Below are 21,751 nucleotides of genomic sequence, written 5' to 3'. Positions count from 1 at the left end.
CCTGAGCCATCAGGGGGCTGAGCCGTCAAGCACCTGAGCCATCAGGGGGCTGAGCCGTCAGGCACCTGCGTCGTCGTCAAGCGTCCGCGCCCTTACGCCGCGAGACCTTTCTCGCCGTCACCGCTGCCGCCCGATCCGGGCCGCGGCTCGGGAATCCCGAGGGCCTCGCCCCCGCTTCCCGCCCCTGCCGTCGACAGCGGCCGGCGTGACCGTACGAGCCGGCCCAGCCGGGGAGACCGCGAGACGGCGCCCACCAGGGGCGTGAGCAGCATCATCGCGAGCGGCGCGAGAAGCAGCGCGGCAGCCGTGCCGAGGGCGAAACCGCCGATGACGTCGGTCGGGTAGTGAACGCCCATGTAGATCCGGCAGAACCCCTCCAGCAGCGCGAGCCCGATCGCCGCGATACCGAACTTGCGGTTCGCCACGAAGAGTCCGACGCCGAGGGCCATCGCCATCGTGGCGTGGTCGCTCACGAAGGAGAAGTCGTTCTTCCCGTCCACCAGGACGTCAAGCCCCTGGTGGTCCTTGAACGGCCGCGGCCGTTCAACGAATCCGCGGATCGGGATGTTGATGAGCAGTGCGATCCCCGCGGCGAGCGGCGCCCAGACGATGCCGGAGACAGCCGTCACCGAATCCTCGAGGGTGCCGCGCCTGCGGACACTCCACCAGCACCACAGGACCACCAGGACCATGCCGAGCATGATCCCGTACTCGCCGATGAACTCCATGACCCGGTCGAACCAGGTGGGAGCGGACTTGGCGAGCCCGTTGATGTCGTAGAGCAGGCTGACGTCGGGGTTCGACCCATCCAGTGCGAGTCCAGCCATCTGCCGCGGCCCCTTGCCTTGTCTGCTGTTGGTACTGCGGCACACACCCATGTGCACCGCTTTGACGAACCCCCGTGTTCGCTTCGATCACGTACGTGGGACGACGCTCGGTCAGTGGCTGCGGCCCCGGTCCAACCAGAGAACGACGCGTTCCGTGCGTACGTTCCACTCTCCACCGAATGATCACCATGACGTTATCGAAGAGTGACTCATCGTCGCAGCTCAGGGCCCAGGCTTCACAGAGAGTTCCGGCCACCGACGTCCATCGGTCAGGCCGCCGGCTGCGTGGTCGGAAGAGCTGCGGCACCGTCCTTGGTGACGCGTGTCGCACCGAAGTAGTCGGGCGAGTCGATCTTGTCGAACCTGATGACGGCACCAGTGTACGGAGCGTTGATCATGTATCCGCCGCCGACGTACAGGCCGACGTGGTGAATGGCCCGTGAGTTGTTCAGGTCGTCGGAGAAGAACACCAGGTCGCCGGGGAGCAGCTCGTCGCGCGAGGGGTGCGGCCCGGCGTTGTACTGGTCGTTCGCCACCCGCGGCAGCTCGATGTCCACCGTCCGGTACGCGGCCTGCGTCAGCCCCGAACAGTCGAACCGCCCGCCCTGCTCAGCCGTGCCGTTGCCGCCCCACAGGTACTTCGTGCCGAGCTTCTTCTGCGCGAAGTAGATCGCGCCCGCGGCCTGCTGCGAGGGCTGCACCCGGCCCACGGGCTTGGCGAAGCTCTTCTCCAGGGAGCGGATGATCTTGACGTAGTTCTCCGTCTCCGCGATGCGCGGGACCCCGCCCGACTTGATCACCCGGTACGCGCCGGCGTTGTAGGCGGCCAGCATGTTGTCCGTCGCGTCCCCCGGCACCTTCTTCACGTACCCGGCCAGTTCACAGTCGTACGACGCGGCGGAGGGAATCGCGTCGGCGGGATCCCAGACGTCCCGGGTGCCGTCGTTGTTCCCGTCGATCCCGTGCCCGGCCCAGGTCCCGGGGATGAACTGCGCGATGCCCTGCGCGGCGGCCGGACTCTCGGCGCCCGGGTCCCAGCCGCTCTCCTGGTACAGCTGGGCGGCCAGGAGGGCGGGGTTGATGGCCGGACAGAGGTTGCCCCACTTCTCCACCAGCGGCTGGTACTTGGCCGGCACGGCCCCCTTGGCCAGCCCAACAGCCCCACCGCCGCCGCCCCCGAGGCCGGCCGCGGCGGAGTACGTACCGACGACGAGCAACGCCACGAAGCACATGGCGGCCCCGACACCGATCCCACCCACCATCCAGAATTTCCGCACCCCTCAACCATCCCCCATCGGGGACGGGTTCATGGGCGTTTTCGACGGTGTGTACGAGTCATCGGGGTCACTGATGGCCCATCAGGACGCTCCGGCGGACCAGAAGTCCGAGTGGACGTTGGGGCGAGGGATGACCTCAGCATCCGCGTAGCTCGGCCCGTTCGGCTCAGTCGTGGGCTCAGCAACCTCCGATTCTCGGACACACGGGCTGTCGACCTCGAAAAAGATCTGCCCCTTGCCCCCAACGATCAAGCTAACCCCGAAACCATCCCTCGTTTGCGCAAAAATTGCTGGCACATCAACATCATTATTGACGGCCTTGATCCTGTAGTCACTCTTCCTCCAGAACCGATCAACCAGACCCAAGAAGCTTCCGCGACGCTCAGTAGAGATAGTGGTCATGATCACCCTTCTGCGGGTCACATCACAACTCCCCGTGGTGGTCGGACCATGCATCCACTGGACTTCTGGACGAACCTCTTTCAGGACGTCATCAAGCAGCCCGTCAGCGCGCTCGGCTGCTTCTTGCATATCCATGCTGCCCCCCTCGTCGCCATTCTTTCGAACATCACTCACACAAGAAGAGATCAACGCACACGAAGCCAGCACCATAACCAAACCGACGGCACCACGCATCACCGATACTCCTCGGTCTTCAACTTGTCCGGCCGCCCTGCTGCCACAAGGGCAATATTGTTCGCGGACACCGCATCTCTATTTGGATCGAAATAGCGAGAGTGCGCATCAATTGAAAGACCTTCGGCACTTACCAACTTGGGCCCGTCGTCCACTTGGAAACGTCGAGCACCGAAAGCCCTACTTGCCGGGTCTCTACCGAACCAAAGATCATCATCTCCCTGATCCGCTACCTCTCCGAGAAGATGCGCGCCAACAGGGCCAGCGGCAGCCCAGCCAACGGCACCGAGGGCGACCTGCTTCTTCGATGGAAGTTTGGTCACGATGTCATTCTCTGCCGCACCGACGAATACATGATCCTTGCCCACTCCAAGGTCCTCAGCGCGGTCAACGCCCACCCCCGGGCTTCCAACCAGAACAATGTCATCCACTCCTGGAATACCTCCCTCATACTGTGTCGCCGCGCCAACTGTTCGCGAACCGTAAGAGTGACCAATCGCCGTCACGTGAGGATCCTGGTTCTCATTCGTGACAGAAACACCAGCCATGAAGCGATCGAAAGCGGCGCCGCCTCTTTCGGCCCGCTCGTCGCCCATTACATCGAGACTATTAATCCCATCTGGTGACTGCGGCGCGTCGTAACCAAGCCACACAATTGCCGCACTCGATGGATCGTAATACCGTGCACCGATCGCCGTATCACGCGCCCGCTTCAGATCACTATCTGCAAACTCCTTGTCGAGGGAAGTGTTCAAACCTGGAACGTACGCAGCAATATTCCTAGACGCGTCTGGATTTCCGAACGAAACAATCGCGCGACCATTCCCCTCATCTCCGATGCCAAGCAAGTACATGGGCGGCTCTCCAGGCTTACGGCCTGCTCGTAGTTGCCGATCGATCTCCCGCAGCCCCGCCAACTGCGTCTCCGCCCCCGCATCGCCCCGCCCCTCCAGCTTGCCGATCAGCAGTTGGAGGTTGTCGCGGTTCGCCGCGTCGCGGACCAGGGCCGGGATGCCGTCCAGGTTGCCGATCTGGTCCGGGTACACCGCGAGGTACTCCTCGCGCTGTTCGTCCGTCAGGCCCGCCCACCACGCCCGGCGCGCCGCCGGACTCGCGTCGAGCGGGATGCCCGCCTTCAGGTAGCCGCGCGCCGCGTCCCGTACCGATGCGGCGTCGCGCGCCGCGTCCGTCCACGTCCGGTCCGGGACCTTCAGGCCCTCCTCGGCCTTCAGCTCTCGCAGGATTCCGGCGAACCGCCAGTCGATCTCGGCCGCCGTCCGTACGGCCTTCGTCACCCGGTCCGCGATGTCCTGCGCCTTGGCCGCGTTCGGGTTCGGGGCCACCAGCCCCGACGGCGGCAGCAGTCCCGGCGCCGCCCCCACCGACGCCGTGCCGCCCGCCAACGGCTTCCCGTCGATCAGGCCTTCTCCGGCCGCCGGGTAGGTCACCGAGCCGTCCGCGTGCACGGTGAACCTCAGCGCCTCCGCATCGTCCAACGCGTCCCGCAACACCCGTTGCTGGGCCCTCATCTCGTGGGCGAGGCTGTTCAGGGCCGTACGGACCAGGCCGCATTCCGTGTACACGTACTGCAGGTTCCGGCCCAGTTGCCGCAGCCTGCCCACCGCCGCGTCCGCGGCCGCGCCCTGCTGGGTCTCGCGCAAGCCGTTCAGCAGCTGCTTCTCGATCCGGTCACGTCCGGCGTCGGCGCGGTTGCTCGCCTTCCCCCATCCGTCGGCCGCGCCCTCCAGCTCGGCGCACTTCAGGTCCCGTAACTGGCCCCAGGTCAGCGGGGCGGCCTGCGGCGTCAACGCTCGACTCCGTGCGTGCGGCTCGCCACGGCGGTGAAGGACGACTTCACGGTCTCGTCCGTCTCGCCCTGGGTACGTGCGACGGTCCGCAGGCTCCCGGCCAGGGACCCGCACTCCCGGCGCGCGGACTCGAAGCGCCGCTCCCACGACTCCCGTACGGCCCCCAGCTCCGCAAGCGCACTCAGCCCCGCAGTGCCGGCGAGCAGGCCCTCGTGCGCCACCTCCAGCTCCGTCCTCACCGGCCCGAGGTGCACGGCCATCCCCTCCGCGCCACCGGCGGCCCGCACCCACACCCCGTCGCTGTGCCTCAGCTCGTCCCCGCCACCGCCACCGCCACCACCACCACCACCACCGGCCCCCAGGTCGCTCAGCCTCTGCCGCCCCCCGGGCTGCCCCACAACGGCCACACCGCTCACCCCGCTCCTTGATCGTGGAGCGGCACTGTGCCAAACCGGGCAGCCACGACACGCCGCACTCCCTGCGTCACGAGGCGGGCAGCCCCCCTGCTCGCCTGGCCCCCCAACGGAGCGCCACCGCCACCGGATCACCCGAACGGTGGACCGGGGCGCCTCTCCCTACGCGCCGCACGCTCCTCCGGCGCGGTGCCGTCCTCCAGAACCGGACCCCCGCACCTCGCGCCGGATCGCCGGGGCGCCGGATCGCCGGATCGCCGGGGCGGCCGCAACGGCGCCTCCTTCACCACCCGGCGCGATCAACCGCGCCCCGGCCCGCCCGGCAGGAAGAATGCGCGCCCATGAGCCATTCACAGCCCGCCCGCAACGAGTCCGCGTGGCACCGGCCGATGGTCGCCCGCTTGGCCGACGAGCAGCACCGCACCGCGACCATGCTGGAACTCTTCTTCGACCTCTGCTTCGTCAGCGCCGTGGCACAGGCGGCGACCGCGTTCGAGCACGAACTCGCCGAGGGGCGCATCGGCCACGGGGTGCTCGGCTACGCGATGGTGTTCTTCGCGATCTGGTGGGCCTGGATGAACTTCACCTGGTTCGCCTCCGCGTACGACACCGACGACGTGCCCTACCGGCTGCTCACCCTCGTACAGATCACCGGCGCGCTCGTCCTGGCCGCCGGCGCGACCGAGGCGGTTCGGCACGAGGACTTCACGGTCATCACCTGGGGCTACGTCATCATGCGGCTCGCCATGGCCGCCCAGTGGCTGCGCGCCGCCCGCGCCGATCCCGAACGGCGCCGCAGCTGCCTGCGCTACGCCGTGGGGATCCTCGTGGTGCAGGCCGGCTGGGTCGTCCGTCTCGCGTTGCCCGAAGGAAGTGGACTCGCGACCTTCGCGGTCCTCGTGCTCGCCGAGATCGCCGTCCCCGTCCTGGCCGAACGGGCGGCCGTCACCACCTGGCACCCGCATCACATCGCGGAGCGGTACGGCCTGTTCACGCTGATCGTGCTCGGCGAGTCGATCACCGCCGCCACCGGTGCCGTACGCGCCTCCCTCGACACCCACGCGGCTCTCGGTGACCTCGCGGCGCTCGTCGTCGGGGGAATCCTGACCGTCTTCGCCCTGTGGTGGCTGTACTTCGCGCAGAGCGCGCCCCGGCGGCTCACCACCCTCCGCGTCGCGCTCCTCTGGGGCTACGGGCACTACTTCGTCTTCGCCTCCGCGGCCGCCGTCGGCGCCGGCCTCGCGCTCAACGTGGCGCACACCGCGGGACACGGCCACCTCTCCGACCACGCGGCGGCAGCGGCCTACACCGTTCCGGTCGCGGTCTTCATCGCCCTCGTGTGGCTGCTGCACCGCTCCACCCCGGTGGGGCGCGGAGCAGCCGACCTCGTGCACCCGGTCGCGGTCGCCGCCGTTCTCGCCGCAACGTTCACACCCTCGCCCGTCCTCGTCACGGGCATCCTCGCCGCGCTCCTCATCGCCGCGAAGCTGACCCTCTCCGCACGCGGTGCCACGAGGGCGTCGTCAACCGTCTGATGCCCCCTCGCCCCCGCCATCGCACCGCCCCCGCACCCGGCTCCCGCGCCCGGCGGTAGCGTGGCCCGGGTGAAGGTGGGAACCGCCGAGACCCGGCTCGTTCTGCTGCGGGGCAACTCCGCCTCGGGCAAGTCGAGCATCGCGTCCGGCCTCCGGGAGCGGTTCGGCCGCGGTCTGGCACTGGCCGGCCAGGACAACCTGCGCCGGACGGTCCTGCGCGAGCGCGACCGCCCCGGCGCCGCGAACATCGGCCTGATCGACGCCGTCGTCCGCTACTCGCTCGACGCCGGGTACCACGTGGTCCTCGAAGGCATCCTGTACGCCGACCACTACGGACCGATGCTCATGCGGCTGTGCGAGGACCACCGCGGCCGCACCCACTGCTACTACCTGGACATCGACTTCGACGAGACACTGCGGCGGCACGCCACGAAGCCGCAGGCGGACGAGTACGGGGAGGCGGAGCTGCGCGACTGGTACCGGCCCCGCGACCTGCTCCCCGGCGGCACGGAATCCGTGATCGGTCCGGACAGCGGCCTGACCGCCACGACGGCCCGCATCATGACCGAGACCGGCCTGGCCGGCCTTCCCCCGCTCGATCGCTGACCGGCCCCGCGGCGCGGTCAGCGGGCGCTGCGGGCCGCCTGCCCCGGCAGGGCGATGCCATGGGCCTGGGCGACCCTCCCCGGACGCAGGGTCCACGGCACCGGTGAGGTGTCGGTCAGCCAGTCCTCGGCGACGATCCGGTGCACGACGAAGCCGCGCAGCGACCGCGGCAGCTTCCAGCCGAGGCCCTTGCACAGCTGGCCGTAGGAGGGGCCGTGACCGTGTTCGGCGCGGAACGCCGCCGCGAAGCCCGCGGCCTGCGGACCGCGGTCGGGATGCCCGTCCTCCCAGGCGTCGTAGGCGGTGAGCACGGACCGGGGGGCGGGGACGTCGGCGGGGGGGTACATGAACGCCTTCGCGACCCGCCCGGTGGAGAACCGGCACAGCGAGCAGTGCTCGACCGCCTCGACGTGCCGCCGCAGAGCAGGACTGGCGCCGGACTTCCACGCGTCCCACTCGGCCGGGCCGATCCGCTCCGGTTCGGGGGCGGAGTGCGTCCGGCTCGCTTCGACGCGCGCCTCCTCCGCGATCTCGGCGGGGGTACGGAACCGGCCCGCGAGGTGGCGCACCGCCGGGTCGAGCCGGTACGTGTCGCCGGAGAGATCGGCGAGGAAGCCCTTGACGGCGAGTTCGGGCACGGCGGCGCGGCAGGCCTCCGGCAGCCGGTCGGGGATCCGGCCGTGGAGCTCGGAGGTGCTCTGGGCCGCCAGGAACAGGGCGGCCAGCCGGGTGGCCGGTGACGTCTTCTTGACCGGTTTCGCGATCCGCGCGCGCATGGCCCAGCCCGACACCCGCGACCGCGTTCCCTTGCCCAGGGGCAGCGGGTGGTCCGTCTCACTGCTCATGTCCGGCACCCTGATCCCCACCGGGACGTCCTGGTCCCCGTCGACCAGCGGACCGGGCACCTGCCATCCGACGGCCTCCAGATCGGCCACGGCCCGGCGCGGGTCCTCCAGCCTCAGCGAGCGCAGGTCGGTACCGGTGAGGTTGCCCACGCCGCCCCGCGCGGCGCGGATGGCCACGACGACGGCGAGGAACTGCGCGTCGACGGACCCGAGCGGCAGTTCTGCCACGTACGAGAGGAGCGCGCGGGCCGCCTCCCCTTGACGTGTGGTCAGCAGGAAGGGCTGCGGGACGGGCTTCACGGACGGCGAGGCGGCGGTCTCTTGCGAGATGACAGTCTTGGGCACATCTCTCCTAACGCGGTTCGGCCGTCGAGGTCACGGGCAGGGCCGCACCCGGACGAAATCCCGCACCCGACCACCCTAATGAGACGCGAAGACGGTCAACGGCCGGGCGGCCGGCCACAGCCGGGGCGGCGGCCACCGGTCGGGATCCGGCCCAGGAGAAGGGGAATTCACGAATCCTTCCCGAAGCTTTCCCGGCCCCTTCCTCGATTGAATCGCACATCCTTACGGAATATCCGACCCGGACGTTCCTCTTCCTCAACTCGGCTCATTCTTCTACCCATTCGTGGGCTATCCCGTCTCTTCCCTCTCTGCCACAGTGGCAAGAGTTGACCGACGGACGCCGAACGGCGCCCGTCCGAACGGGGGAAGAAACGAGATGAGGAACAAACAACGCGTTGCCGGGCTGTTCACCGGAATGGCCCTGCTGGCAGGGGCGTTGGCCGCAACGGCCGCTCCGGCTCAGGCCTACAGCCCGAACCCGACGGTCAAGACGTACTACCGCGACACGGGTAAATGCCCGTGCAGCGGCGGCACGCTCAGCGACCCGTTCGACGGTACGTACTTCCAGCGCGATCCCGGAGGTTACGCCGTCAAGATGGAACTCTCCGCGGGCGATTGGTTCATCGGCAAGGTGGAGTTCCATCCGAACGACGAGAAGCTCTACGTCTACGACACCAGGAACGACGGCGACACGTTCTACGTACACGTCCAGTACTCGTACAAGGGCAGTACGCACAACCTCGGCACGCACTCGGCTCCGGGGACCTCGGCCGTGGTGGACCGCGGCGTCTGGGACTTCGACATCCCCGAAGGCGCGTACGTGGACATCACGGTGTACGACGGGGCGGGCATGACCGACTACATCGGCGGAGCGACCGGCACGGGCGGGGCGATCGCCTGAGGGCTGTGCCCGGCCCGCGGGGTCGGTACGCCCCCCGCGGGCTCGGGCACCGGCTGGGCTACGCGGACCGCAGCCGGTAGGCGTACGTGTAGGTGCGCCCCGCGTGCAGCAGGTACTCCGCGAGCGGCGGAGCTCCCCAGGAGTCGTTGCCGCCGACCCCCATCTGCCGGTGGTTGACGCCCAGGATCGTCTCGTCGCGCCGCTTCACCTCGTGGGGGTGCTTGGGCCCGTCCAGGTCGAACGGCGAGTGGTGCAGCACGCTCGTCTCCAGCATGGGTCCGCCCTCGTCCGGATCGGCCCGCACCAGAAGTCCGGTCCCCGACCGGTCCGTGACCGACAGATGGCGCACGTCGGTCATGTTGCCGGTCTGCTCGGGCCTGACGTACGGCGCGACCTGCTGGTCGACCGTGGAGCGGTAGCGGCCCACGAACGCGCCGGTGTGCCGGTCCCAGTAGTTCTCCTGCGGGCCGCGCCCGTACCAGTCGATCTGCTCGAAGCCCTTCGGGACCGTCAGCAGCGCGCCCACCATGGGCAGATCGGGCAGCCCGTCGGCAGCCTCCAGGGTGTGCCGGACCCGGATCTCGCCGTCCCCGCGCACGGTGAACACCGTGGTCCAGGTGGAGGGCGTGGGAGCGGTGGGCAGGGTGCACTCCACCTCGACGGTGACCACTCCGGGCGAGGGGCGGCCGGTCGTGACGGAGGTGACCTCGCGGTCGGTGCCGGCGTCCCGCCAGGTACGCAGGGAGTTCTGGGCGCCGCGGCCGATGTCGTTGTCGGTGGGTCCGCGCCAGAAGTTCGGCACCGGACCGCCGGCCAGCAGCAGCCGCCCCTTCACCCGGTACGACGCCAGCGTGCCGGTGGACTTGTCCAGGACCACGTCCATGTCGCGCCCGCTGATCCGCACCCGCGCGTCGGTCTCGTCGAGGTCGAGGGCGGGCAGTGTGCCGGGGGCCGGGTCGGCGGGGGCCGGGGTGTGCCAGTCGAGGCCGAGCTGTTCGGCGGCCACGGTGTGCCCGGCATCCGCCCAACTGGCCTTCGTCTTCAGTACGAAGGAGACGTTCAGCCAGTACTCGGCACCCGGCTCGGGCTGCCGCGGCTTCCGGTAGGGGATGCGCACGGTCCCCTCGCCGCCCGGGGCCACCTTCGGCGCCGCGAGCCTGCCGTGCTGGACGCTGCGGCCGTCGCAGGTCACGTCCCAGCGCAGCTCGTACGCGTCCAGGCCGCTGAACAGGTGCTTGTTCCGCACCGTGACCGTCCCGGCCGCGAGGTCCGCGGCGTCGACGGCGACCGGCTGGTAGACCTTCTTGAGCTCCAGCAGACCGGGGTGCGGCGTGCGGTCGGCCGCGACCAGGCCGTTGCAGCAGAAGTTGGCGTCGGTGGGATATCCGTCGTGCCAGTCCCCGCCGTACGACAGGTACGTGTGCCTCGCGTCGCCCGGCACCGGGAGCCGGATCGCCTGGTCCACCCAGTCCCACACGAACGCGCCGTGCAGATTCGGGTAGCGGTCGAAGATGTCCCAGTACTCCTTCAGGTTGCCGCTGCTGTTGCCCATGGCGTGCGCGTACTCGCAGAGCATGAAGGGCGTCTCCTTGCCCGACCTGCCGTACGCCTCCACGTCCGCCGGCTTGGTGTACATCTCGCTGTGCAGGTCGGCGACCTCGTTCATGCCCTCGTAGTGCACGGGCCTGGAGGCGTCCCTGGCGTGCACCCAGTCGGCCATCGCCCGGAAGTTGGAGCCCCCACCGGCCTCGTTGCCCAGCGACCAGACCACGACGCTCGGGTGGTTCTTGTCGCGCTCGACCATGGAGCGGATCCGGTCGACACAGGCGTCGGTCCACTCCGGCAGGGAGGCCGGCACGGTGTCGCGCACCCCGTGCGTCTCCAGGTTCGTCTCGTCGACGACGTACAGGCCGTACTCGTCGCACAGCTCCAGCCAGCGCGGACTGTTCGGGTAGTGCGAGGTGCGCACGGCGTTGATGTTGTGCTGCTTCATCAGCAGGATGTCCTGGAGCATCCGCGGCTCGCGGATCGCCTGGCCGTGGTCGGGGTCGGACTCGTGGCGGTTGGTGCCGCGGAACATGACGGGCTTGCCGTTCACGGTGAACTTCCCGGGCCCGTACTCGACCTCGCGGAAGCCGGTACGCGTCCGCTGGACGTCGACCGTCCGCCCCGAGCCGTCGGTGAGCGTGAGGACCACGGTGTAGAGGTTCGGGTCCTCGGCCGACCAGAGCGCGGGCGCTGCGACGTCCGCCGTCAGCGTCACCTCGGCGTCGCCCGAGCCCTTCGGGTCGACGTCTCCGGTGAGGGGACGGCCGACCCGGCGCCCCCGGCCGTCGTACAGCACCGCCTCGACCCGGTGGCGGCCCGCGGCGGCGCCGCCCCGGTTGCGCACGGTCGTGGTGACCGTGAGGACCGCGTCGCGGTACGCGTCGTCCAGCGCGGTCCGCACGAACAGGTCCTGCACGTGGACCGGCGCGACCGCGTACAGATAGACGTCCCGGAAGATCCCGGACAGGTCGATCATGTCCTGGTCCTCCAGCCAGCTGCCGTCGGACCAGCGGTAGACCTCGACGGCCAGGGTGTTGTCGCCCGGCCGTACGTGATCGGTGATGTCGAACTCGGCGGGGGTGTAGCTGTCCTCGCTGTAGCCGACCCGCTCGCCGTTGACCCAGAGGAAGAACGCCGACTTCACGCCCTGGAAGGAGATCAGGGTGCGCCGGCCCGACCAGTCGCGCGGCACGGTGAAGGTGCGGCGGTAGGAGCCGACCGGGTTGAAGTCGTGCGGAACCGCGGGCGGCTCGGGGGTCTCGTAGCCGATCCACGGGTAGCGGATGTTGAGATAGATCGGTTCCGGGTAGCCCTCGATCTCCCAGTTCGACGGTACGGGGATCCGGTCCCAGCCGCCGTCGTCGTAGCCGGGGGCCTCGAAACCGGTCGGCCGGGCGTCGGGGTTCCTGGACCACGTGAAGCGCCAGGTCCCGTTCAGGGAACGGAAGTAGGGCGACTTGTCCATGTCTCCGCGCAGTGCCTCCGAGCCGCTCGCGTACGGCACCAGCCGGGACCGCGCCGCCTCTCTGCCGACCTGGAACCACTCGGGGGCGGGACCGTCCGCGGCGAAGGCCTGTCTCTGGGCTGAGAAGACGGCCCAGCCCGCGAGGGCCGCACCGGTCGAAAGGACGGAACGACGGCTCGGACGGTATGCGCTCATGAAGCGACTCCGAACGGAAGACAACAAGAACCATCACCATCAGACGGAATCACTCAACACGCAAGACTCCGCGCGGGATCACCACGACGTCGCGGCCGAGGCCACCCGGGCATCAGAGGCCTGACCACATCAAAGAGCGAAGCGGTACCGCCGAAGGTGGCCGGAAGTATGCGCCGGCCGGGTTCCGCGCGCCCCGCGGCGGCGGTGCGGCAGCGCGGGCGGGCGCCAGCCGGGGGCGGAGCGCGGCCGGCTCCCGACGGATACCGCCGGCCACGTGTCCCGACACCCCGCCGCGGGCATGATCATCGGCATGGACGCGGGCACGGGCGAGGACGCGAGCGACAAGCCGGGGCAGATCCTGCACTGGAACTTCTTCATAGGCGGCCACCTGAGCGCCTCCGTACCCGTGCGCCTCGTCGAACGCACGACCGCGGGCCAGCTGGTGTGGATGGAGACCGGCACCCCGATGTGGCGGACCGTCCTCCCGCGCGGCGCCACCCACCTGCGGGACATCGCCCCGCACGACCGCCCCGCCGAGGGCTACCCCGTGGCCCCCGACCGGTGGCCGATGGGCAACGCCCTCTTCTACCAGCCGGCCGGCGCGGCCCACTCCGTCCTGTGGCTCTTCGGGCGCAGACAGAAGTTCCGCGGCTGGTACGTCAATCTGGAACGCCGGGTCCACCACGGTGACGACATCGACATCGCCGACCACGAACTCGACCTCAACGTGGCGCCGGACCGCACCTGGCGCTGGAAGGACGAGCAGTCCTTCGCCGAGAAGACCGGCCACCCCGCGTACTGGACGGCCGAAGAAGCCGCCGCCATCCGGACCGAGGGCGACACGGTGGCACGGCTCGCCGAGGCCGGAACGTTTCCCTTCGACGGCTCCTGGTGCGATTTCCGGCCACCATCGGCCTGGACGACACCCCCTCGACCGCCCAACCCCCGCCGCTCGCTCCTCTGAACGATGCGCACCCCCACCTCGCCACCTCTGCCCCGATGGGTGCGGTTCCGGCCTCGACACAGGGATCGGCCAAGGTGGCGTGATGGCAATCATTGCCCGACGTCACGCTCCGTGATACACAGAGTAACGATACGTAATTCACTCACACACCGATTCGATCCGCAGGTCAGGGCGGTCAGACCGGTCAAATGTGCGAGATCCGGGTAAAGAGAGCCGCCAAGTCGTCGTGCGAAGGCAGTTTCATCAGCGAAGATAGAGGGTGACTCGTGCCGAGCGGTACGGGCACCGAACTACCCAACAGGGGCGGTGACTTACATGATCCTGGCAGCTGAAAAGGGCGACATCACCACCATCATCGGCGGAATCGCCCCGAACTGGGGCCCGTTCGGGACCTTGGGCAACGAGGCCCGCGTAATGATCGAGGTCGTGATGGCGATCGCCATCCTTCTCTGCCTCGGCATCGCGATCTGGGGAGCGGCGAAACAGCGGATCGGCGCGACGGCGCTGCGCGACACGTTCAGCGCGGAGCAGGGCAAGGGGCTGATCGTTGCCGGGCTGACCGGTGTGTTCATCATCGGATCGCTGGGAACCCTGTTCACCATCGTCTACGGGATGGCCGTCTAACCAGCCGTCAGCCCGCGTCCGGGGGCACTCCCGCCCCGTCCCCACCATCCGTCCGTCGTGCCCACCGGCAGAGGTTGCGTCTCCCTGATGTCGAGTCACCACACCGCGCCCGCGCGGGAACCAGCACGGCTACCGTCGTACCACGACGCGGTTCAGGCAACGGTTGAGGGGGCGTACGCGGCATGAGTCCCGGCGACGACGACGGCTACGGCAACGACTCCGGCCGTTCGCACGACGGCTACAGCACCCTCGGCGGTACGCGCCAGACCCGTACCCGCCTACCCGACGGCCAAGGAGGCGACGGCTACGGCCCCCGCCGCCCGGCCCGCACATCCCGCTCCCTCCTCACGGTCATCGGCGTGGTGGTCCTGCTATTGGCCGCTATCGCCTTCGCGAACATGGGCGGTGGCGGCGACGGGGGCGGCGGCGACGGCACACCGGGAAGCGAGGGCAAGAAGGCCGGCTCAGCGCCTACCGCGGCTACGGGGACGAAGCCGGTGACGGGGAAGAACGGCTCGATTCCCTCGGGGTTCGCGCATGACGAGCAGGGGGCGCAGAGCGCGGCGGCGAACTATTCCGTGGCGCTCGGGTCCGCGGAGATGTTCGACAAAGACCGTCGACGTGCGATCGCAACCGCTGTATACGCGCCGGCAGTGGCTACCGCCCGCCAAGACGCCCTCGACAAGGTGTACTCCGGCGAAGCTTTCCTGGCGAACATCGGCCTGAACGCCGACGGCACCGCCCCTGCCGGGCAGACCTTCATCTCACGTTCCAATCCTGTCGGAACCAAGGTAGTGAAGTTCAACGGCGACGCCGCCAGCGTCTCTGTCTGGTACTCAGCATTGTTCGGTCTGGCCGGCGAGGGCTCAAAGAACCCGGTTTCCGAGAGCTGGTTCACCAACACCTTCGATCTCACGTGGATCGACGGCGACTGGAAGGTCACCGACTTCACGCAGAAGGACGGCCCCGCTCCGGTCGGCCGTGACCAGGCTGCCTCCCCCGCCGGAGAGATGGCCGATGCCGTGGAACAGTTCGGAGGGTTCACGTATGCCCGGTAAACGACAGAGGCGCGCCCTCTCGTTGACAGCCCTTGTGGGCACTGCGCAGGTCTCTCTGGTGCTGCTGGCCAGTCGCGTATTCGCAGCACCCTCGCCGAGCCCAACGCCCAGCAAGGGCAGTAACGCCTGTGACCTGATCCGCGGCCCCGCCAAGGACTACTGCGAAGGCGGCGCAGGCACCAGCAAGTCCAACGCACCCAAAAGCACCGACCCCGCCCTGGACCCTCTCACCTCCCTGGGCCGCGGCTGCGCCGACGCCGCCGCCTGGATCGTCGGCAAGCTCAGCGACGCCGTCAAAAGCACCGCCAACGTCGACTTCACGAACACCCGCTTCCTCCAGCAGTACGCGATCGTCTTCGCCGCCTCCACCGTGCTCACGCTCATCCTGTGGCTGCTCGCCGTCGCCAAGCGCGCGATCCGGGGTGTGCCGCTCACCACCGCCATCTCCGAGGCCATCGGCTTCCTGTGGCTGACCGTCCTCGCCTCCGCGTTCACACCGCTGATCCTGTACACGATCGTCTCCGCGACCGACGCCGTCACCGAGGTCATCGCCTCGTCCTCCGGCGGGCAGACGGACGTCTTCTTCGGGTCGTTCGCCAAGGCCCTCAAGAAGGACTCCGACATCGGCGGCGGGCCGATCATGCTGATCGTCGTCTCGCTGGTGTCGATCCTCGCCGCGGGCATCCTCTGGCTGGAGCTCGTGATCCGGGCCGCCCTGCTCTACGTCGGCGCCCTGCTCGGAACCGCCGTGTACGCGGGACTCGTCGACAAGAACATGTGGGGACACGTACGCCGCTGGGCAGGCATCATGATCGCGGTGATCATGGTGAAACCGGTCATCGTCATCGTGCTCGGCCTGGCCGGCGCACTGTCGTCGGACGACGGGCCCAACGCGTTCTCCGCCGTCGTCTCCGGGCTGGCCATCATCCTGCTCGCGATCTTCGCCTCCGGCATGATCTACCGCTTCGTCCCCGGTTTCGGCGACGAGATCCAGGGCGCCCGCACCAACCGCAAGCAGGCCACCGACGGCTCCCAGGCCGCCGCGATGATCAGCTCGCCCGCGGCACTCGTCTCCCAGGGCATCAAGACCCACAGCAGCCGCGGCGGCGGCGGCCAGGACAGCGGCGGAGGCAACAACAGCGGCGGCGGACGCCCCGCCAATCCGGTCAGCGGCGGAGTCGCCGCCCACAGCTCCCGCAATTCCGGGAGCGGAGTCGGCGGCGGATCTGTCCCCTCCGCCGCACCTCCGCCCCGCAGCGGATCGGGTCCCACCTCCGGCACCCCCCACAGCAGCCGCGGCCCACGCCGCGGATCAGGCGGTTCAGGTAACAACAGCACAGGAGGTGGCGGGCGTTGAGCACGCAGTCCCATCCGATCGCGCCCCGCCGTACGTATCTCATCGGCCGGGCCAGGCCCAACGCGATGGTCGGCAAGAACCGCGAGACCGGCGAGATCGCCCTGATCATCGGCGGGGCGTTCCTCGGCATGATGAGCGGGCTGCTCGTCCCGGTCCTCTCCATGCGGATCGTGCTGCTCACCGGCTTCCCGCTGCTCGCCCTGGCGATCGTCTACGTCCCGTACAAGCACCGGACCTTCTACAAGTGGTTCGAGATCAACCGCAGCTACAAGCGCTCCCTGCGCCGCGGCACCGCGTACAAGTCCGCCGCCATGGAGGCCGGCGTGAGCGCCGACGGGCGTGAGGTCGAGATCGGCCCGCCCCCCGGCATCGGCCGGATCAACTGGCTGGCCGCACCCTTCGGACCGGACGAGATCGCCGTACTCCTGCACGCCGACCGGCGCACCGTCACCGCCGCGATCGAGATCGAGGGCCCCGGCGTCGGGCTGCGCGACAGCGAGGACCAGGAAGCACTCGTCGACCGGTTCGGCACGCTGCTCAAGCACGTCGCCAACGGCGACGGGTTCGTGACCCGCATCCAGATGCTGGCCCGCACCCTCCCCGCCGACCCCGACGCACACGCCAAGGACGTCGCCCAGCGCGGCGACAAGGCCTCCCCCGGCTGGCTCCAGGAGTCCTACGACCAGCTCCAGTCCATGGTTTCCACCTCCAGCGAGCAGCACCGCGCCTACCTCGTCGCCTGCATGGAGTTCGACCGCGAGCTCGCCGCAGAGGCCAACGCCATGGCCCGCGCCGCCCGTCCGCACGGCGGCCGCAAGCTCGACCGGGACGCCGGACTCGCCGTCGTCATGGCGCGCGAGCTCACCGACATCTGCGCCCGCCTCGCCGAGGCCGACATCCGGGTACGCCAGCCGCTCGGCCAGAGCCGCCTGGCCTCCCTCGTCCACTCGATGTACGACCCCGACCACCCCATCGACCACATCCAGGCCATGACGAAGCGCAACGCCTGGCCGGCCGAACTGGACGCGGTCGAGCCGACGTTCCTCCAGGCCAAGACCCGTGAGTCGTCCACCCGCGCGCCCTGGTGCCACTCCACGGCCTGGGTGAAGGAGTGGCCGATGACACCCGTCGGCGTCAACTTCCTGGCCCCGCTCCTCGTCCACACCCCCGATGTGATCCGTACGGTCGCGGTCTGCATGGACCTCGAACCCACCGAGATCGCCATCGAGCGGATGCTCACCGAGAAGACCAACGACGAGGCCGAGGCCAGCCGCCAGGCCAAGATGAACCGCACCGTCGACCCCCGCGACATCGCCGCCCACGGCAGGCTCGACCAGCGGGGTGAAGATCTCGCGAGCGGCGCGGCCGGGGTGAACCTGGTGGGGTACATCACCGTGTCGTCGCGTTCGCCCGAGTCCCTCGCCCGTGACAAGCGGACGATCCGGGCCTCGGCCGGCAAGTCGTACCTGAAGCTGGAGTGGTGCGACCGCGAGCACCACCGCGCGTTCGTCAACACCCTGCCGTTCGCCACCGGCATCCGCCGCTAGCCGCACACGACCGAGAGAACCGAGAGAGACGAGAGGGAGGTCGGTCACGCCATGCGAGATCCGCTGTCCGCGATGTCGGACGCCTTTACCGCCTTCCTCTTCGGGAAGGTGGAGACGACCCGGCTGCCCGTCCGCACCTCGACCGGACAGGCCCAGGCGGTCTACCTGCCCACCGCGGCCCCCGGCCTCGGCGACTCCGGCGTGATCATCGGCCGCGAGGTGTACTCCGGCAAGGGCTACATCTACGACCCCTTCCAGCTGTACGGACAGCAGCTCCCCGCCCCGCACTGGCTGGTGCTCGGCGAGTCCGGGAACGGCAAGTCCGCGCTGGAGAAGACGTACGTGCTCCGCCAGCTCCGCTTCCGCGACCGACAGGTCGTCGTCCTGGACGCCCAGGGCGAGGACGGCGTCGGCGAATGGAACCTCATCGCCCAGGAGCTGGGCCTGACCCCCATCCGCCTCGACCCCACCTCCGCGCTCAACGGCGGCATCCGACTCAACCCGCTCGATCCCGCGATCACCACCACCGGACAGCTCGCCCTGCTCCGCACGATCATCGAAGTCGCCATGGGCCACGGCCTCGACGAGCGGTCCGGCTTCGCGCTCAAGGTCGCGCACGCCTTCGTGAACGAGACGAAGGCCGACCGCCAGCCCGTCCTGATGGACATCGTCGACCAGCTGCGCCACCCGGAGCCCGAGTCCGCCGCGGCGATGAACGTCGACATAGACGACGTACGGGCCTGGGGCCTGGACGTCGCCCTCGTCCTGGACCGGCTCGTCGACGGCGACCTGCGCGGCATGTTCGACGGGCCGACGTCCGCCGACATCGACCTGGACGCCCCGCTGATCGTCTTCGACCTCTCCCACATCGACCGCAACTCGATCGCCATGCCGATCCTGATGGCGATCGTGGGTGTCTGGCTGGAGCACACCTGGATCAGGCCCGACCGGAAGAAACGCATCTTCCTGGTGGAGGAGGCCTGGCACATCATCAACTCCCCCTTCGTGGCGCAGCTCTTCCAACGCCTCCTGAAGTTCGGCCGACGGCTCGGACTGTCCTTCGTCGCCGTCGTCCACCACCTCAGCGACGTGGTCGACGGAGCCGCGGCACGGGAAGCGGCGGCCATCCTCAAGATGGCGTCGACCCGCACGATCTACGCCCAGAAGGCCGACGAGGCCAGAGCGACCGGCCGGGTGCTCGGGCTGCCCCGATGGGCGGTCGAGATCATCCCCACGCTCACCCCTGGCATCGCCGTCTGGGACGTCAACGGCAATGTCCAGGTCGTCAAACACCTGATCACCGAGGCCGAACGCCCCCTCGTCTTCACCGACCGCGCGATGACCGAGTCCTCCGTCGTCGACCTGCTCCCGGAGGACGTACGGGCCGCCGAACTGGAGGCGGAACAGCGCGCGGCCCGGATCGAGAACCAGCAGCGGCTCAACGAGTCGTCCGAGTCAACGGTGGCATGACATGGCACGGCGCGGCGAGGCACGGCCCGGTGGCAACGAGGAAGGCGGCGGCGGTATCCCCGACGGGCTGCTGATCGGCCTGCTGGCCTTTTTGCTCGGGCTGACCCTGCTGGCCTGGACGGCCACCGGCCTGTCCGGACTCCTCGCGCACGGCGCCTGGCCGCACGGCGTCACCCTCGCCGAGACCCCGCTGGCGATGCGCCGGCTGGTGGAGGCCCCGCACGACCTGCCGGCCGCCTGGCCGGCCACACCCGCGGGGGAGTTCTCCGGGTACGGCCTGTTCTGGGGCCTGTTCATCGGCGAACTGATGGTGCTGGTGGTGCTGACCATCTTCGTCATGGGCGTGGTCGCGCGCTGGCGCGGCGTACGGTCACGGCAACGCGCCCAACGGCTGGACCAACTGGAGCACCCCCAGCAGGAACACACCCCGCAGCGGCCCGACCTGAGGAAGCGGCAGGAGTACGCGCACGAGGTCCCGGCCCAGGAGCCCACGGCCCTCCTCACCGCACCACCGCCGCAGCAACAGCCACAGGCCACACCGCTGGCCGACACCACTGCCACCACCGCCACCACCGCAGACACCGCCGAACTCCTCGCGACCGCACCGCCGCTCGCCGTGCCCTCCCCCCGCGCGCCCCTCGTCGTCTACGGACCCGCCGCCACTCGCCGGCCCACCGTCGTCCAGGCCATCAGCGAAGCCGACGGACGCGTGCTCGTCGTCACCTCCGACCCCAGCGTCTGGGCCGAGACCAAGGACGCCCGCGCCAAGCTGGGCCCGGTCCTCATCTACGATCCCGGCCACCTCTGCGACACCCCGGCCCGGCTCCACTGGGCCCCCACCGCCGGCTGCGAGCTACCGGAGCGGGCTGCCGCGCGCGCCGCGGCCCTCCTCGCCCCGGTCCGGCCGCAGGCCCGTACAGACGCGGCGACGGCCGACACCGCCGAAACGCTCCTCCAGTGCTGGCTGCACGCCGCCGCCATCGACGGCCGCCCCTTCCGCCAGGTACACCGCTGGGCACAGGGCGGCACCGCCCACGAACCGGTGCGGCTGCTCCGTACCCACCCCAAGGCCGCGTCCGGACTCGCCGGGCTGCTGGAGTCCGCGCTCACCGCTCACCCCGAACGCCGCGAGATGGCCCAGGAACTCACCGTTCGGGCGTTCGGCGCACTCTCCGCGGTCCACATCCGCGACGCCTGCACCCCCAATCGGGCGGATGCGCTCGCGCTGGATTCCTTCGCGGACGAGGGGGGCACCCTCTATGTGGTGGGTGAACCCATCGAGAACCCCCGCTCGGGCCCCGGAGCCATGCCGCTGCTCACGGCGCTCGCCTCAGACGTGGTCGAGCACGGCCGCCGCATGGCCGCACGGTCATCCGACGGTCGGCTCGACCCACCAATGACGCTGGTCCTCGACGACGTCGCAGCCGTGGCGCCCCTGCCCCGGCTGCCGGAGCTGCTGGCGACCGGCATGAACCAGGGCCTGCCCACCGTCGCCCTGCTCCGCTCGCCCGAACAGGGCCGCGCCCGCTGGACCCAGCAGCTCCGCACGCCGAGCATCCCCTGAGCCCCCGCCAGCGCCCGCACCAGGACGGTTACGGCCGGGCCACCGCGTACTCCAGTTCACGGGCCGTGGGGTCCCCCTGCATCGGCACGGTCTCCCCGGTGGGCACGAACCCGATCCGGCGGTAGAACGCCGAGGCCCGCGGGTTGTTCTCGTGCACATACAGCCGTACGCGCTCGATCCGCGGCTCGCCCAGCGACCACGCCCAATCCAGGCCGGCCCGGAACAGTTCCGCGGCCACGCCCCCGCCCCGCGCCTCGGGGCGTACGAACACCCCCACCACATGCGCCTGGTGGACATCGGCCGCCGTACCGAACACGTTCTCCCCGTCCGGCCGCTCGATCAGCACGGTCACCGAGCCGGCCCAGCTTCCGTCCGGCGCCTCCGCGACGAACTGTCGCACCTCGCCGTCCCCCGCCTCGGACGCAGCGGCAGTCCACTCCCGCCAGAAGTCGTCGGACCGCTCCACGGCGTCCTCGTACGTCTCCAGGAACGCCACCGGCGCCACCGGATCCTGCAACGCGGCCAGCCGGAGTCCCTTCACCAGCTGCCATTCCCCGGCACGCACCGGGCGTATCACGTAGTCCATGCACCGATCCTGACCCGCCGCCCCGCACCGTGCAAACAGATTCCGGCGGCGTCCCGCAGTCCGCAGCGCGCATCCCGCAGTCCGTCTTTCTGGTCGGGAACGCAGAAAAGCCCCGTGCCACAAGGGCACGGGGCTTAACTATAAAAGGAGTTCGGCGGCGTCCTACTCTCCCACAGGGTC

General features: G+C 69.6%; 18 protein-coding genes. 10 read left to right on the top strand and 8 right to left on the bottom strand.

The features are described from left to right. Positions 1–92 precede the first annotated feature (92 nt). The 5 genes from ACIO3R_RS16030 to ACIO3R_RS16010 form a co-directional block, all read right to left on the bottom strand. Positions 93–827 (bottom strand): phosphatase PAP2 family protein, encoded by a 735-nt coding sequence (locus ACIO3R_RS16030; RefSeq protein ID WP_363026781.1) that lies wholly within the window; start codon positions 825–827, stop codon positions 93–95. Between the two features lie 269 nt (positions 828–1,096). Further along, a complete protein-coding gene (locus tag ACIO3R_RS16025; protein ID WP_363026782.1) occupies positions 1,097–2,089 on the bottom strand; it encodes a bifunctional lytic transglycosylase/C40 family peptidase in 993 nt (330 codons plus the stop codon). Between the two features lie 96 nt (positions 2,090–2,185). Beyond that, positions 2,186–2,740, bottom strand: a complete 555-nt coding sequence (locus ACIO3R_RS16020) for a hypothetical protein (RefSeq protein WP_385035620.1) — start codon at positions 2,738–2,740, stop codon at positions 2,186–2,188. Next, the gene (locus tag ACIO3R_RS16015; RefSeq protein WP_385035622.1) at positions 2,740–4,548 is read right to left on the bottom strand and encodes an alpha/beta hydrolase; all 1,809 of its coding nucleotides are present in this window, start codon (positions 4,546–4,548) and stop codon (positions 2,740–2,742) included. The genes ACIO3R_RS16020 and ACIO3R_RS16015 overlap by 1 nt, the downstream gene beginning before the upstream one ends. Next, positions 4,545–4,964 (bottom strand): hypothetical protein, encoded by a 420-nt coding sequence (locus tag ACIO3R_RS16010; RefSeq protein ID WP_402106094.1) that lies wholly within the window; start codon positions 4,962–4,964, stop codon positions 4,545–4,547. Before ACIO3R_RS16010 ends, ACIO3R_RS16015 begins: the two co-directional genes overlap by 4 nt. 338 nt (positions 4,965–5,302) lie before the next feature. Here ACIO3R_RS16010 and ACIO3R_RS16005 point away from each other — a divergent pair, with 338 nt between their 5' ends. Next, positions 5,303–6,496, top strand: coding sequence for a low temperature requirement protein A (locus ACIO3R_RS16005; RefSeq protein ID WP_402106093.1), 1,194 nt, complete (start codon positions 5,303–5,305; stop codon positions 6,494–6,496). Between the two features lie 60 nt (positions 6,497–6,556). Continuing rightward, a complete protein-coding gene (locus tag ACIO3R_RS16000) occupies positions 6,557–7,102 on the top strand; it encodes a kinase (RefSeq protein WP_402106089.1) in 546 nt (181 codons plus the stop codon). Positions 7,103–7,119: 17 nt separating this feature from the next. Here the strand turns inward: ACIO3R_RS16000 and ACIO3R_RS15995 are convergent, their stop codons facing one another. Next, complete coding sequence (locus tag ACIO3R_RS15995; protein ID WP_402106086.1) at positions 7,120–8,292, bottom strand: hypothetical protein; 1,173 nt, start codon at positions 8,290–8,292, stop codon at positions 7,120–7,122. A gap of 376 nt (positions 8,293–8,668) precedes the next feature. Between ACIO3R_RS15995 and ACIO3R_RS15990 the strand changes: the two genes are divergently transcribed. Then, positions 8,669–9,193, top strand: coding sequence for a hypothetical protein (locus ACIO3R_RS15990; protein WP_385035632.1), 525 nt, complete (start codon positions 8,669–8,671; stop codon positions 9,191–9,193). 58 nt (positions 9,194–9,251) lie between these two features. Here ACIO3R_RS15990 and ACIO3R_RS15985 read toward each other — a convergent pair whose 3' ends face one another. Continuing rightward, on the bottom strand, positions 9,252–12,401 hold the full coding sequence (locus ACIO3R_RS15985) for a glycoside hydrolase family 2 TIM barrel-domain containing protein (RefSeq protein WP_402106084.1): 3,150 nt from the start codon (positions 12,399–12,401) through the stop codon (positions 9,252–9,254). 310 nt (positions 12,402–12,711) lie between these two features. Here ACIO3R_RS15985 and ACIO3R_RS15980 point away from each other — a divergent pair, with 310 nt between their 5' ends. The 7 genes from ACIO3R_RS15980 to ACIO3R_RS15950 all read left to right on the top strand — a co-directional run bounded on the left by ACIO3R_RS15980 (position 12,712) and on the right by ACIO3R_RS15950 (position 20,985). Next, on the top strand, positions 12,712–13,365 hold the full coding sequence (locus ACIO3R_RS15980; RefSeq protein WP_385036328.1) for a DUF402 domain-containing protein: 654 nt from the start codon (positions 12,712–12,714) through the stop codon (positions 13,363–13,365). A 315-nt stretch (positions 13,366–13,680) separates the two neighbouring features. Then, positions 13,681–13,989 carry a hypothetical protein gene (locus ACIO3R_RS15975; protein ID WP_024493027.1) on the top strand — a complete coding sequence of 103 codons (309 nt, stop codon included), beginning with the start codon at positions 13,681–13,683 and terminating at the stop codon, positions 13,987–13,989. 182 nt (positions 13,990–14,171) lie between these two features. Then, a complete protein-coding gene (locus tag ACIO3R_RS15970; protein ID WP_402106082.1) occupies positions 14,172–15,047 on the top strand; it encodes a hypothetical protein in 876 nt (291 codons plus the stop codon). Continuing rightward, positions 15,037–16,404, top strand: coding sequence for a hypothetical protein (locus ACIO3R_RS15965; protein WP_402106079.1), 1,368 nt, complete (start codon positions 15,037–15,039; stop codon positions 16,402–16,404). Before ACIO3R_RS15970 ends, ACIO3R_RS15965 begins: the two co-directional genes overlap by 11 nt. Then, entirely contained in the window at positions 16,401–17,951 is a 1,551-nt protein-coding gene (locus ACIO3R_RS15960) for an SCO6880 family protein (RefSeq protein WP_306088729.1), read from the top strand. The genes ACIO3R_RS15965 and ACIO3R_RS15960 overlap by 4 nt, the downstream gene beginning before the upstream one ends. A gap of 51 nt (positions 17,952–18,002) precedes the next feature. Beyond that, entirely contained in the window at positions 18,003–19,421 is a 1,419-nt protein-coding gene (locus ACIO3R_RS15955) for an ATP-binding protein (RefSeq protein ID WP_402106075.1), read from the top strand. A gap of 1 nt (position 19,422) precedes the next feature. Continuing rightward, a complete protein-coding gene (locus ACIO3R_RS15950; protein WP_402106073.1) occupies positions 19,423–20,985 on the top strand; it encodes a type VI secretion protein in 1,563 nt (520 codons plus the stop codon). 28 nt (positions 20,986–21,013) lie between these two features. Here ACIO3R_RS15950 and ACIO3R_RS15945 read toward each other — a convergent pair whose 3' ends face one another. Continuing rightward, positions 21,014–21,571: a GNAT family N-acetyltransferase gene (locus ACIO3R_RS15945; protein ID WP_402106071.1), complete on the bottom strand. Its 558-nt coding sequence runs from the start codon at positions 21,569–21,571 to the stop codon at positions 21,014–21,016. Positions 21,572–21,751: the final 180 nt, after the last annotated feature.

Origin of the sequence: Streptomyces sp. NPDC087428, from assembly GCF_044744085.1 — a bacterium.
In the GTDB taxonomy this organism is placed as follows: Bacteria; Actinomycetota; Actinomycetes; order Streptomycetales; family Streptomycetaceae; genus Streptomyces.
This window is presented reverse-complemented; position numbering and strand designations above follow the sequence as displayed.